Source organism: Roseomonas sp. TS2 (assembly GCF_058833935.1).
On record NZ_JCACVY010000035.1, the window covers coordinates 17,916 to 29,424 of the forward strand.

Here is an 11,509-nt window from a genome sequence, read left to right on the forward strand (position 1 = left end):
TCATGACGCACGTCATCCTGCAGGTGAACGCCGATGATGTGCGGCAGAATGTGGAGCTGACCCGCCGTCAGTTCCGCACGGTGACGATGGCGGCGCTGACCCGGACGGCACAGCGGGCGCGGAGCGATCTGCAGGATGAGATGCGCCGGGTCTTTGATCGTCCGACGCCCTATACGCTGAGCTCGATGCAGGTGGAGCCGGCGACGCGAGACAGCTTGACAGCGGCGGTCAGCTTCAAGTCCGGCCTTGGCGGCCGCAGCAACGCGCCGGAGAAGTGGGTCGGCATTGGTGTGCGCGGCGGCATGCGGCGCATGAAGCGTGCCGAGCGCCGCCTCAGCTTCATGCGGGGCGGCCAGCAGGTCTTCCTGGTGCCGACGAAGTACGCGCAGTTCGACAGCTACGGGAATGCCAGCCGGGCGCAACTGGTGAAGATCCTCTCCGCCCTGCAGGCGCTCGGCGACGCCAGTCAGCGCAAGGGCCGCAAGAGCCGCGGGCGCCGGAAGCGAGAGGAATACTTCGCGGTCTGGACCAAGGCGCCCGGGCTTCCGCCCGGCATCTACCACCGCCGCCGCACCGGCTTCGGCAAGGCGGTCGTTCCGATCTACACTTTCGCCAGGTCAGCGCCGGCATACCCGCAGCGCTTCGACTTCGAGGGCAAGGCACAGGCCTCGGCTCGCGAGCAACTGCCGCGCATCTGGTCGGAGACGCAGCGCGAGCTGGTCCAGAGATACGGGTGGCAGCGGTGACCCGGGCACGGCATGGAATCGCGCTTTTTCAGCGGCTTCCGGACCATTTGGGGGTTGACCGAGCCCGGGGAGGGGGTGGGCAGGCGGCACGGGTCCTTCCCGACGGTGACGCCCACCAGGGGTAATTCGGACCCCGGTTTCGACCCGAATTTTATATTCAGAACAATGGCTTCTGCTGTTGTTCCTGTTCCTGCCCGGACGGGGAGACGCCCATGCCGAACGTCAATCTGGCGGAGATGGCGCGTCTGTTGGATGTCAGCCTCCCCACCATGCGGGACTACGTCACCCGCTATCCCGACATGCCCACCCTGCAGCGCGGCGGCCTCGGCAAGCCTTGGGAGTTCGACGCGGAGGCGGTGCTGGCCTTCATGGCGGAGCGCAAGGCCGCCGAGGCGCGGGCCGAGGATGAGCGGAGCCAACAACTCGCGCAGATGACGCTGCTGGATGGCGACATGCGCAGCCGCAGCGAGCTGGGCCTGACGGCAAAGGATTACGGCCTCGAGATCCGCAACGCGCGTGAGCTGGACAAGCTCCGCCAGGAGCGCGGCTTCCTGGTGGACAAGAGCCAGATGCGCTTCCAGCTGGACAATACGTGGCGGGCCTTGGCGAACAGCCTGAACGCCCTGCCCAGCGCGATGGGGCGGCGCCACAACCTGCCCGAGGCTGTGGTGCGCGACATGCGGCGCTACCTGCATGAGCAGCAGACCATCATCCGCGAACGGCTCGCTGACCTCCTGACCCCAGAGATCCGACCGCCGGAAGAAGACGAGGCCCCTGAGCATGTCGCAGAGGCTGAAGCCCCAGGCGGTCCCCTATGCTGACCCCGCGCGGCTGCTGAACGAGACGCTCGATGCGCTCCTGCCGCCCCGCCGCATCACCGTGGCGGAGCACGCGGAACAGCATCGGTGGGTCAAGGCGGCGGTCGGCGGGCATCTGGTGCGCTGGGACCATGCCGAGGCACCGTACCTGGTGGAGCCCATGGAGGCGCTGACCTCCGGCGAGCACAGCACAGTGGCCATCGTCGGCCCTGGCGCCTGCGGTAAGACCATGGTGGCGGAGAATTGGCTGCTGCAGAGCATCGATGCCGATCCGGCGGACCTGCTCTGGTACATGCAGACGGACCCGGCCAAGGATGCCTACGTCAAGGGTCGCATCGAGCCGCTGATCGAGGCGCATGACAAGCTGATCGGCAGCCTCCGGCACGGCCGAGACAGCGTCGAGTTCAAGCGCTTCCGGGGCATGCGGGCCGAGTTCCTGGCCTTCACATCCAGCAACCTGATCAACAAGCACGTCGCCCGCATCGTGGCGGATGAGATCGATGCCTATGACGAGCGCCTGGGCGATCCCATGGCGCTGCTCAACCCCCGCCGGCAGGCCGCCGGCGCGGATTCCATGCTGCTGGCCATCTCGCACCCGGACCTCGGCCTGCCGATCCAGGCGCCTCAGGACCGGCAGCGCGGCGTCATGGGCCTCTATGCCGGCAGCGACCGGCGCACCTGGTGGTGGCCGTGCCCGCGCTGCGGCGGCTTCAGCAGCCCGAACCCCGGCACGGGGCGGCGGATGTTCCTGCAGTATGACGAGAACGCGCCGCTGGACGAGATCCGCGCCGCGACGCGGATGGTCTGCCCGCATTGCGGCGAGAAGAGCGAGAACCACGAGCGCAAGGCCATGCTGCAGGCCGGCCGGTGGGTCGGCCTGGGCGAAGAGATCGACGACGATGGCCGGGTCTCCGGGCAGCGGCGGCCCATGGACACGGCCGGCTTCTGGATTGTCGGGATGATGTCGCCCTTCACCATGGACGGCATCGGTGGGCTTGCGGCGGCCAGGGTCGCGGCCGAGCGGGCGCTGGCGGTCAGCGGCGACGATGCCGGCCTGCGGCAGATCATGGTCAAGAGCTGGGGTGAACCTTACCAGCCGCCCCGTGCGGTGGGGGTGGTGGACGCCCAGGCGCTGGCCGACCGGGCCGTGCCACCGGATGTCATGGCGCGCGGCGTCGTGCCGCCGGGTGCGCGGGCGATCTTCACAGCGGTGGATGCGCAGAAGGGGCGGTGGGAGCTGCTCAGCCGCGCGGTGGGCGTGGGCATGGAGTCCTGGGTCATCGATTTCCGGGTGATCGAGGGCGAGCCCACCAGCAGCCCGGAGGACTGGGACGCGCTGCTGCGGGAACTGGCGGGATTGGCCTATCCACTCAGCGATGGCTCCGGCCGGGTGATGCGGGTCCGGGGCGCGACCTTCGACAGCGCCGGTGAGGCGGGGGTGACGGAACAGGCCTATGGCGCCTGGCTCCGCGCCCGCCGGGCCGGGCTGGCGCGCAACCTGGGCAGGATTGGCGGACGGGATGCCTGGACCCTGGTGCCGGCCAAGGGCGCCTCGGGCGCCAATGCGCCGCGCCTGACCCTGAGCTACCCGGACACGCAGCGCGCCGACCGCAAGGCGGCGGCGCGTGGCGAGGTGCCGGTGATGTTCTTCAACCCGAACCTCGCCAAGGATGCGCTCTCGGCGCAGCTCGGGCGGGCGGAGGTGGGGCCGGGTTACGTGCACCTGCCGGGCTGGCTGCTCAGCCCAGACCCGCCGCATCTGTGGTTCGAGCAGCTCGCGGCCGAAAAGCGCAACCGGCGCGGCGGCTGGGAGAAGGTGGTCAGCTCGGCCCGCAACGAGGCCATCGACCTGATGACCATGAGCGAGTCCGTGGCGCGGCTGCATGGCGTGCACCGGATCAACTGGGACGCCGCACCCGCCTGGGCGCTGGAGTGGGACCGCAACCCGATGGTGGTGGCGGGGCCGACCGGAGCACCTGCCGAGGCCAGCAGGGCGGCGCCCGTGGCTGCCGTCCTGGCGCCGCGCCTGGTCGCGCGGCCGCGCCCGCCGGTCCGGCGCGTCTCGCGCTCCGCCTACATGGGCTGAGGCCCGGAAACCACGACAGGAGGCCGCGATGGCGACGGCATTCGACGGCATCGCGGCCCAGCTGAAGGACGCCTATGCGCGCCGGCAGAAGCTGCTGGAGCGGATGCAGAGCGGCGTCACACAGGTGACCAACCCGGACGGCTCCGGCATCCGCTACGAGGGCGCCTCCGAGCGGGCCAAGGCGCTCGAGATCGCGGATGCCGAGATCGTCCGGCTGGAGAAGCAGCTGCGCAGCCTCGGCGGGCGCCGTCGCGCCAGCCCCTACCACTATCCTTCCTACCGGCGAGGTGTCTGATGGCGTGGTCCTGGCCTGACGGTGCGACCGCGCGGCAGACATCGGTAAGCGCCTCCGCCACGGTGGCCGCGTCTCCGGCGCCGGCCGAGAGCGGCTTCGCGCCGCCAGCCGGTGGCTCAGTGTCGGGGCTTGAGGCGGGCGCCAGCGGGCGCCGGCTGATGAGCTTCCGCCCGGGCGCCGCCCATGTGAACACGCTGGTGTCGCGCGCCGGGCGCACGGTGCAGGAGCGGGCGCGATGGTTTCTCCGCAACAACGCCTACGGCATCGCGGCCACCGACTGGTGGGCCAACCGCGTCGTAGGCGCCGGCATCACCCCGTCCTGGATCAGCGTCAGCAAGACCCAGAAGAAGGCGCTCCGCCAGCTCTGGGACGACTGGACGGATGAGGCGGACGCCGAGGGCCTGACCGACCTCTATGGCTTGGCGCGGCGCGGTGTGCGTGAGGTCTTCGTGGCCGGGGAGGTGTTCTACCGCAAGCGCTACCGGCGGCCGGAGGACGGCCTGTCCGTGCCGTTCCAGCTGCAGATGCTGCCCAGCGAGATGCTGGACCCGAACTTCAACACGGCGCTCGGCGGCAATGTGGTGCGGCAGGGCATCGAATTCGACGCCATCGGCCGCCGCGTCGCCTACCACTTCTGGCGCGTGCATCCGGCGGACAGCACGGAACAGCAGGGGGCGGCCGGGCAGCGCGTGCGTGTGCCGGCGTCCGAGGTCCTCCACATCATGGACCCGGTGGAGGCGGGGCAGATCCGGGGGCTGAGCCGCTTCGCAAATGTCACCCTCAAGATGTTCAACCTCGATGTCTATGACGACGCCGAGATTGAGCGGAAGAAGACCGCCGCCTTGCACGCCGGCGTCATCGAGCCGGGTTCCGCGGCGGAGGAGCTGGACGGGCCGCTGATGCCGGCGGCGGGCATTCCGCCCGACGCGGGCGAGCTGGCGCTACCGCCGGACTATGACGAGCCGCCGCCGCCGCTGGAGCCGGGCGCCATGCTCCGGCTGCGGAGCGGCGAGAAGATCAAGTTCAGCGAGCCGGCCGATGTCGGCGGCAACTACGAGGCCTTCCAGTACCGGACGCTGCTCGCGATCAGCGTGGGGCTGGGCGTGCCCTATTTCGGGCTGACCGGCGACACCAGCAAGGCGAACTACACCGCCCTGCGGGCTGCCCTGATCGATGCCAAGGGACGGATCGAACCGTGGCAGTGGTCGGTGCTGATCTTCGCGTTCTTCCGGCCGGTGCTGGCCGAGTGGATGACGCAGGCGGTGCTGTCAGGTGCGGTGCGGGGCGTGACGCCGCAGGCCTTCATGCGCGACCGCCGCAAATACCTGCGGGTGCGCTGGATGACGCCGCCCTGGATGTGGGCGGATCCGCTCAAGGAACTGCAGGCCGAGGCCCTGGCGGTGAAAGAGCGGTTCAAGGCGCGCTCCGATGTGGTCGAGGCGAACGGCTTTGATGCGGAGGAGACGGATCAGCGCATCGCGGCCGACCAGGCGCGCGAGCGCGCGCTGGGGATCGTCCCCATCGGTCACAATGGCGGGCCGCCGCTGGATGACCCCGACCCGCCTGACGACGGCGACACGCCGCCGCCCCCAGAGGAGTAGATCATGGCGCATTTCGCGCATGTGGCGGCGCGCCTGTTCGGCACGCCGCTGCTGGTGCATGAGCCGAAGCTGCAGGCGATTCTGGCGGGCCTCGGCCCGCGCCTTGGCCTCGCGCCCATGGCCTTCGACGATGACGACCTGGCGGCGCAGAGCGTGCCGCAACAGGCGCGGCGGCCCTACGCGGTGACCCCGAACGGCGTGGCCATCGTGCCGGTCGTCGGGGTGCTGGTGAACCGGGGCGGGCAGATGGATGCCACCAGCGCCTCGCTCCGCTCCTACGCCGAGATCCGCCGCGACATGAGCATGGCGATGGCGGATGACGCCGTGCGCGCCGTGGTGCTGGACGTCGACAGCCCTGGCGGCGAGTGCGCCGGGTGCTTCGAGCTGGCGGACAGCATCCGCGCCATGCGCGGCCGCAAGCCCATCGTCGCCGCGGCCAACGGCTACGCCTACTCGGCCGCCTATGCCCTCGCCTCCGCCGCCGACGCGCTGTTCGTGTCGCGGGCGGGTGGCGTCGGCTCCATTGGCGTCGTCGCGGCGCATGTGGATCAGTCGGCGCGCGACAAGCAGCAGGGCTATGCCTTCGAGTACCTCTTCGCGGGCGCGAAGAAGATCGATGGCAACAGCCATGCGCCGCTCAGCGACAGCGCGCGGGCCGACCTGAACGCCGAGGTGGCGCGCTGCTACGGCCTGTTCACCGGCCTGGTGGCCGCCAATCGCGGCCTTGCCGACAGCGCGGTGCGCGGCACCGAGGCGGGCTGCTTCTACGGGGAAGTGGCTATCGCGGCCGGCCTGGCCGATCGCGTGGGCACCCTCGCCGATGCCGTGGCGGAAGCCGCCCGGCGCGCCGATGCCGCGGCATCGGGCGGCACAACGGGGCGCGGCCCTTCCGCGCGCGGAAACTCCACGATGGGAGAGAGTATGAGCACCACCACTCAGGGCGGGGCGCCGGGCGCGCCGGCCGATCCGCAGCAGCCGCAGGCCGGCGGCGCCACGCCGCCGGCCGCCCCGGGCGCGGCCACCCCGGCGCAGCAGGCTCCGGCCGCGCCGGCCGCCGGTCGCATGGTCAGCGCCGAGGATGCGGCGGCCATCCTCGATCTCTGCGCGCTGGCCGGCCAGCCTGCGGCGGCAGCCGGCTTCATCCGCGAGGGCAAGACCAAGGGCGAGGTCTCCGAGGCGCTGCTGCGCGGCCGGGCGGCGCAGCAGGAACAGAACCCCGTCAGCGGCGCGCATGCCGTCCAGGGTGGCCCGGGCCAGGCCCGCACCAGCAACCCCGCCGACCCGGATGGCTGGGGCGCCTCCATCGACCGCGTCTGCGGCAAGCAGGGAGCCTGATCCGCCATGCCCACGACTGTCCCCTATGGCCGCGGCGCCGGCCACTTCATCGCCGGCGAGGCCGCTTTCTGGCGCTCGCGGCAGCACGAGACGCTGGCCTCCGGCAATACCTGCGTGGCCGGCACCGTGCTCGGTCGCGTGACCACCGGTGGCAAGGTGGTGCCGCACGCGCCCGGCGCCAGCGACGGCAGCCAGAACGCCATCGGCGTCCTCTTCGACGATGCCGACGCCAGCACCGAGGACCGCCGCGTGGTGGTCCTGGCCCGCGACTTCGAAGCCGATGGCCAGGCGCTGACCTGGGCCGCTGGCATCACCGCCCCCCAGAAGAACACGGCCATCGCCGCCCTTGCGGCGCTGGGCATCGTGGTTCGTTAAGGAACACCCCCGACGATGCCCAACCTCGATATCCTGGCCAATGACGTGTTCCGGCCCGTCTCCATGACGCGCGCCGCCCGTCGCCTGCCCTACGTGCCGCAGCTGCTGGGCAGCCTGAACCTCTTCACGGTGGATCGCATCCGCACGGATCGGGTGGGGATCCGCCAGCTCAATGGCAAGCTGACCCTGATCCCCACCACCGAGCGTGGCGGTGATCCGGTCATCGGCCAGAGCGAAGCGGGTGAGGAGGTCTACTTCAAGACGCCGCGCCTGGCGAAGCGCCAGCGCAAGCAGGCGCACGAGATCCAGAACATCCGCAGCTTCGACAACCCGGACGAGCTGGCGCAGGTGCAGGATTACATCACCGGCATCCAGGTCTCGCAGCGACGCGACATGGAGCTGACGCATGAGTTCCACCGCCTCGGCGCCATCCAGGGCCGGCTGCTGGACGCGGACGGCACCACGGTGCTGGCCAACTTCTTCACGCGCTTCGGCATCAGCGAGCCGGCCGAGATCAACTTCGGCCTCAGCAATGCCGACACCGATGTGCGGGGGAAGTGCACGGCGGTGGTGCGCGCCATGACGGCGGCCGGCGCCGGCGCCATCCTGCCCAACACCCGCATCTACGCCCTGGCCGGTGACAACTTCTTCGATGCCCTGACCTCGCATCCAAAGGTGGTCGACACCTACCGCTACCAGGAAGGCGCGCGCCTGCGCGAAGGCCTGGCCTATGCGTCGCTCGACTTCGGCGGCATCACCTGGATCAACTACCGGGGCACGGACACCGCGAGCCCGGTCTCGATCGGCACCGACAAGGCCCGGTTCTTCCCGGTGGGCGCGCCCGATGTGTTCGGCGTGGCTTTCTCGCCCTTCGAGGCGGCCGAGTTCGTCAACACGCCGGGCGAGGACATCTACTCCATCGTGGTATGGGATCAGGAGCGGCGCTTCTGGTTCCAGCCGGAGATCTACTCCTATCCCCTGCACTACTGCCGCCTGCCGCAGGTGCTGCAGCGCGCGACCAAGGGCTGAAGGCGGCGCCATGGACCCCTTCGCCATGGCGCAGGAGGACCTGGCTCAGTCGGATCTGGCGATCGACGTGGTCTATCAGTTCGGCGGGTCCGGGCCTCCCATTCCCTGCCGCATGCGGCTGTCGCGGCCGGGGGAAGCAGCCGGCGAATCTTTCCTCCGGCCCGGCAAGATCTCGGTAGCCGCCATCGGCATCATCGCCAAGGCGGATCTCCGTGGCCAGGAGCCGCAGGAGAAGGATCTGATCGGCCAGGGGACGCAGGGCGGCTGGCGGGTGGCCTCGGTGCAGCAGGATGCCCATGGGCTGAGCTACATGCTCGGCCTCAGGCGTAGGGACTGACGCCATGCCCGTGGTCGATATCCGCGAAGCGGCCTTCAACGGGCTGCACCAGCACCTGCGAGCCGCCTTTCCCGAGCTGAACCCGGTAGACATCGAACGGAACAACCCGGACGATGTAGGGGCTCGCGCGCCCATGCCCTGCGTGCGCTGCTATGACGGTGACCATGATCCGGGCGATCAGGCCACCAGCTCCGAGAACGCCATCATCCTGCAATGGGCCGTGCAGGGCTGGGTGGTGGCGGCGGGACCGACAGAGCTGAGCCAGGCGCTGAATGGCCTTTGGGCCCGCGTTCTGGCCGCGATGATGAAGCCGGAAGAGGCTCTCTTCGTCGAGTTGGTGGACGGCAAGCTGGAGCTGTTCCTCGAGGCCGGCCGGTTCACCTCCACCTGGCTCAAAGCCGAAGAGGATGAGCGCGACAGCGCGTTCTTCATCCAGGAATTCACCTTCGAGGTCACCTTCCCCCGCGGCTTGCCCTTCGTCGAGCTGCCCTGACAGGGATTCCCCACCCCATGAGCGAAACCACCCCGCCGGGCTCTCCGCCCGTCGCGATCCTGCGCCGCGTGCTCGCGGTGAACGAGATCCCGCGCGAGATGGATGTGCCGATCGCGCCCGGCCAGATCGGCTACCTGCCGCGCGAGCGGGCCGAGGCTGAAATCGGGAAGGGCAATGCCCGCGACCCGGATGCGCCGGCGCCGACCAGCGGCGCCAAGGCCCCGGGCGCGGCCGAGGCGCGCGCCGAGAAGCCCGCCGCCCCCGCCACCAAGGGCTGATCCAAAGCTGAGAGGAGAGTGGCCCCATGGCCGAAAAGAACCGCATCCGGCTGTCGGCCGTGGCGATCAAGCGCGAGACCATGCATGGCATCGATGCTTTCGGGGGCGGTGCACCGGCCCTGAGCGACTTCATCGAAGCCAACATGGCCTTCACCCTGCCGCAGCAGGTGGTGGAGGATGACAGCGTCACGGGCAGCTTTGACCGGAACGCTCCCACCCCCACCGGCATCCGCCCCACCCTGACGCTGCGCGTGCCGCTCCGCGGGAGCGGGCTGGTGGCCAATGCGCCGGAGTGGGGGCGGCTGATGACCGCCTGCCGCTTCGAGGAAATCCAGCAGCCCGCCGCCGTGGGCGCGCTGACCGCCGCCACGGCCGGCACGGAGGACACGCTGACCCTGGCGGCACCCTTCGCCAGCACGTCGCAGGCCTACAGGGGCATGCCCATCCTGCTCTCCGGCTCCCCGGCCGTAGCGCGGCCCTCGGTGGTGCTGGACTACACGGCCGGCCGTGTCGCCAAGCTGGCCCAGCGGTTTGACGAGGCCCTCGGCACCGAGACGCTGGCGCAGGTGCCGGCCAACTGGCTCTACCGGCTGACCGATGACGAGGCCCTGATCCAGCCGGTGACCGCCTATGGCTACCGCGACGGGCTGCGCTTCCGGTTCGTCGGCTGCGTGGGCTCTGTCAGCTGGGACCTGACCTCCGGCTCTACCGGCACCCTGGTCTTCACGCTGCAGGGCCAGCTGCTGGGCGCCTATGAGGCGGCGTCCGCGCCGGTCGGCTGGAACAGCATCCGGCGGCCGCAGAAGCCGCTCTGGGAGGAGGGGCTGTCGCGCATCAGCGGCCTGCTCGGCCGCTGCAGCCGCTACACCTATGGCCTCACGCACACGATCTACAATCCGGAGAATCCGGAGGCGCCGCAGGGATACGACCCGCCGGAGATCACCGAGGGCAGCAGCGCCGTCACCATCGATCCCTTCTCTTCCAGCAGCGCCAGCCCCAGCCGCTTCCTGAGCTTCCGCGAGGGTGCCTCGCATAGCTACGCGGCCATGCTCGGCAAGGTGCCCGGCAACCGGATCGCGTTCAGCCACCCGTCTCTGCGCATCGCCGAATTCGGGGATGGGGAGCGCGGCGGCCTCGGCGTCGAGGCGCTGAACCTGATCCCCGACGTGCCCGGCCAGGGCGCCTTCGTCAGTGTCTTCTGAGAGGCCCGATCCCATGGATGTCGTGACCACCCAAGGCTATCGCATCACGCCCAACCTGGACGGGCGTAAGTACACCATGCGTGCGCCCAGCCATGGCGAGTACACCGCGGTGCTCCTGCTGGGGACGCGCAACCTGCGGCCCGTCCCGGCGGTGATCAACCACGCCATCCGTGAGGCCCTGGACGCGGCCGGCAAGACGGACTTGGCCGAGGCCGTCTCCGACTTCGAGGCGGCCGTGGCGGCCCTCCAGGCGGCCCTTGCCACCTATCCGCCGACCGATGATCCCGAGATGGCGAAGGAGGGGCGCCAGGCGCTGCGCGAGGCGCGCGAGCGGCTGAACCTCGCCGAGGGCCGCTTCCGGGTGGCGGAGTGGGCAGCGCACGAGGCGCCGGAGGTGGCGCGGCTTCGTGGACTGGCGCACACGCTGGACCAGGATGAGCGGCTCGCCACCCTGGCCGTGTGCCTGGTGGGGTGGGAAGGCCCGGACCTCCCCGACCGGCCCGAGCAGATCACGGCCGAATGGATCGGCCGGAACCTGCCGGTTGGCGATGTCTCCCGGTTGACCATGCTGGCGCAGGGCCTGGTCGCGCCGACGAAGGTCATCGAGGGAAACTGACCGCCGCCCTTCGCGTGCTCCGGGCAGCGAAGGGCGAGATCGGCCTTGGGATCAGGCCGCCGGAGGGTGGCATGTACGTGGTGGCGGGCCGGACCTGGCGCATCAATCCGCGCTACGCCATCCCGGCCGCCATCTACCGCGTCGTGGCGCTCTGGAACCGCTGCCAGTCCGGGATGGGCGGGTTGGGCCATCTGCCCTGCGCAGGGTCGATGAATGACCAGCCGAACTGGCTGCTGGAGGCGTTCCGCATCCTCGATGATGAGAACGAGACGATCAACGCGGAGAAGCGGCCGTAGAA

General features: G+C 70.2%; 14 protein-coding genes. All 14 read left to right on the forward strand.

The window, feature by feature from the left end:
• Positions 1-2: 2 nt before the first annotated feature.
• The 14 genes from ACZJYS_RS08475 to ACZJYS_RS08540 all read left to right on the forward strand — a co-directional run bounded on the left by ACZJYS_RS08475 (position 3) and on the right by ACZJYS_RS08540 (position 11,507).
• On the forward strand, positions 3-746 hold the full coding sequence (locus tag ACZJYS_RS08475) for a hypothetical protein (protein ID WP_493177155.1): 744 nt from the start codon (positions 3-5) through the stop codon (positions 744-746).
• A gap of 212 nt (positions 747-958) precedes the next feature.
• The gene (locus tag ACZJYS_RS08480; protein ID WP_493177157.1) at positions 959-1,567 is read left to right on the forward strand and encodes a hypothetical protein; all 609 of its coding nucleotides are present in this window, start codon (positions 959-961) and stop codon (positions 1,565-1,567) included.
• The gene (locus tag ACZJYS_RS08485) at positions 1,527-3,650 is read left to right on the forward strand and encodes a terminase gpA endonuclease subunit (protein ID WP_493177161.1); all 2,124 of its coding nucleotides are present in this window, start codon (positions 1,527-1,529) and stop codon (positions 3,648-3,650) included. Before ACZJYS_RS08480 ends, ACZJYS_RS08485 begins: the two co-directional genes overlap by 41 nt.
• Before the next feature lie 28 nt (positions 3,651-3,678).
• The gene (locus ACZJYS_RS08490; RefSeq protein WP_493177163.1) at positions 3,679-3,945 is read left to right on the forward strand and encodes a hypothetical protein; all 267 of its coding nucleotides are present in this window, start codon (positions 3,679-3,681) and stop codon (positions 3,943-3,945) included.
• A gap of 119 nt (positions 3,946-4,064) precedes the next feature.
• A complete protein-coding gene (locus tag ACZJYS_RS08495) occupies positions 4,065-5,546 on the forward strand; it encodes a phage portal protein (protein ID WP_493177166.1) in 1,482 nt (493 codons plus the stop codon).
• A gap of 3 nt (positions 5,547-5,549) precedes the next feature.
• The gene (locus tag ACZJYS_RS08500; RefSeq protein WP_493177168.1) at positions 5,550-6,881 is read left to right on the forward strand and encodes a S49 family peptidase; all 1,332 of its coding nucleotides are present in this window, start codon (positions 5,550-5,552) and stop codon (positions 6,879-6,881) included.
• A gap of 6 nt (positions 6,882-6,887) precedes the next feature.
• The gene (locus ACZJYS_RS08505) at positions 6,888-7,256 is read left to right on the forward strand and encodes a head decoration protein (RefSeq protein WP_493177171.1); all 369 of its coding nucleotides are present in this window, start codon (positions 6,888-6,890) and stop codon (positions 7,254-7,256) included.
• A gap of 15 nt (positions 7,257-7,271) precedes the next feature.
• A complete protein-coding gene (locus ACZJYS_RS08510; protein ID WP_493177173.1) occupies positions 7,272-8,285 on the forward strand; it encodes a major capsid protein in 1,014 nt (337 codons plus the stop codon).
• Between the two features lie 25 nt (positions 8,286-8,310).
• Positions 8,311-8,622 carry a hypothetical protein gene (locus ACZJYS_RS08515; RefSeq protein WP_493177174.1) on the forward strand — a complete coding sequence of 104 codons (312 nt, stop codon included), beginning with the start codon at positions 8,311-8,313 and terminating at the stop codon, positions 8,620-8,622.
• 4 nt (positions 8,623-8,626) lie between these two features.
• Entirely contained in the window at positions 8,627-9,115 is a 489-nt protein-coding gene (locus ACZJYS_RS08520) for an ABC transporter permease (protein ID WP_493177175.1), read from the forward strand.
• Between the two features lie 17 nt (positions 9,116-9,132).
• The gene (locus tag ACZJYS_RS08525; protein ID WP_493177177.1) at positions 9,133-9,393 is read left to right on the forward strand and encodes a hypothetical protein; all 261 of its coding nucleotides are present in this window, start codon (positions 9,133-9,135) and stop codon (positions 9,391-9,393) included.
• Between the two features lie 26 nt (positions 9,394-9,419).
• Complete coding sequence (locus ACZJYS_RS08530; RefSeq protein WP_493177179.1) at positions 9,420-10,595, forward strand: phage tail tube protein; 1,176 nt, start codon at positions 9,420-9,422, stop codon at positions 10,593-10,595.
• A 13-nt stretch (positions 10,596-10,608) separates the two neighbouring features.
• Positions 10,609-11,211 (forward strand): hypothetical protein, encoded by a 603-nt coding sequence (locus tag ACZJYS_RS08535; RefSeq protein ID WP_493177181.1) that lies wholly within the window; start codon positions 10,609-10,611, stop codon positions 11,209-11,211.
• A 71-nt stretch (positions 11,212-11,282) separates the two neighbouring features.
• Positions 11,283-11,507, forward strand: a complete 225-nt coding sequence (locus ACZJYS_RS08540) for a hypothetical protein (RefSeq protein WP_493177183.1) — start codon at positions 11,283-11,285, stop codon at positions 11,505-11,507.
• The last annotated feature ends 2 nt before the right edge of the window (positions 11,508-11,509 follow it).

Bases quoted from the DNA above. Each gene is read 5' to 3' on its own strand.
- ACZJYS_RS08515 (WP_493177174.1), top strand. From the start codon at position 8,311: ATGGCGCAGGAGGACCTGGCTCAGTCGGATCTGGCGATCGACGTGGTC.
- ACZJYS_RS08530 (WP_493177179.1), top strand. From the start codon at position 9,420: ATGGCCGAAAAGAACCGCATCCGGCTGTCGGCCGTGGCGATCAAGCGC.
- ACZJYS_RS08490 (WP_493177163.1), top strand. From the start codon at position 3,679: ATGGCGACGGCATTCGACGGCATCGCGGCCCAGCTGAAGGACGCCTAT.
- ACZJYS_RS08475 (WP_493177155.1), top strand. From the start codon at position 3: ATGACGCACGTCATCCTGCAGGTGAACGCCGATGATGTGCGGCAGAAT.
- ACZJYS_RS08485 (WP_493177161.1), top strand. From the start codon at position 1,527: ATGTCGCAGAGGCTGAAGCCCCAGGCGGTCCCCTATGCTGACCCCGCG.
- ACZJYS_RS08480 (WP_493177157.1), top strand. From the start codon at position 959: ATGCCGAACGTCAATCTGGCGGAGATGGCGCGTCTGTTGGATGTCAGC.
- ACZJYS_RS08525 (WP_493177177.1), top strand. From the start codon at position 9,133: ATGAGCGAAACCACCCCGCCGGGCTCTCCGCCCGTCGCGATCCTGCGC.
- ACZJYS_RS08540 (WP_493177183.1), top strand. From the start codon at position 11,283: ATGTACGTGGTGGCGGGCCGGACCTGGCGCATCAATCCGCGCTACGCC.
- ACZJYS_RS08500 (WP_493177168.1), top strand. From the start codon at position 5,550: ATGGCGCATTTCGCGCATGTGGCGGCGCGCCTGTTCGGCACGCCGCTG.
- ACZJYS_RS08535 (WP_493177181.1), top strand. From the start codon at position 10,609: ATGGATGTCGTGACCACCCAAGGCTATCGCATCACGCCCAACCTGGAC.
- ACZJYS_RS08520 (WP_493177175.1), top strand. From the start codon at position 8,627: ATGCCCGTGGTCGATATCCGCGAAGCGGCCTTCAACGGGCTGCACCAG.
- ACZJYS_RS08510 (WP_493177173.1), top strand. From the start codon at position 7,272: ATGCCCAACCTCGATATCCTGGCCAATGACGTGTTCCGGCCCGTCTCC.
- ACZJYS_RS08505 (WP_493177171.1), top strand. From the start codon at position 6,888: ATGCCCACGACTGTCCCCTATGGCCGCGGCGCCGGCCACTTCATCGCC.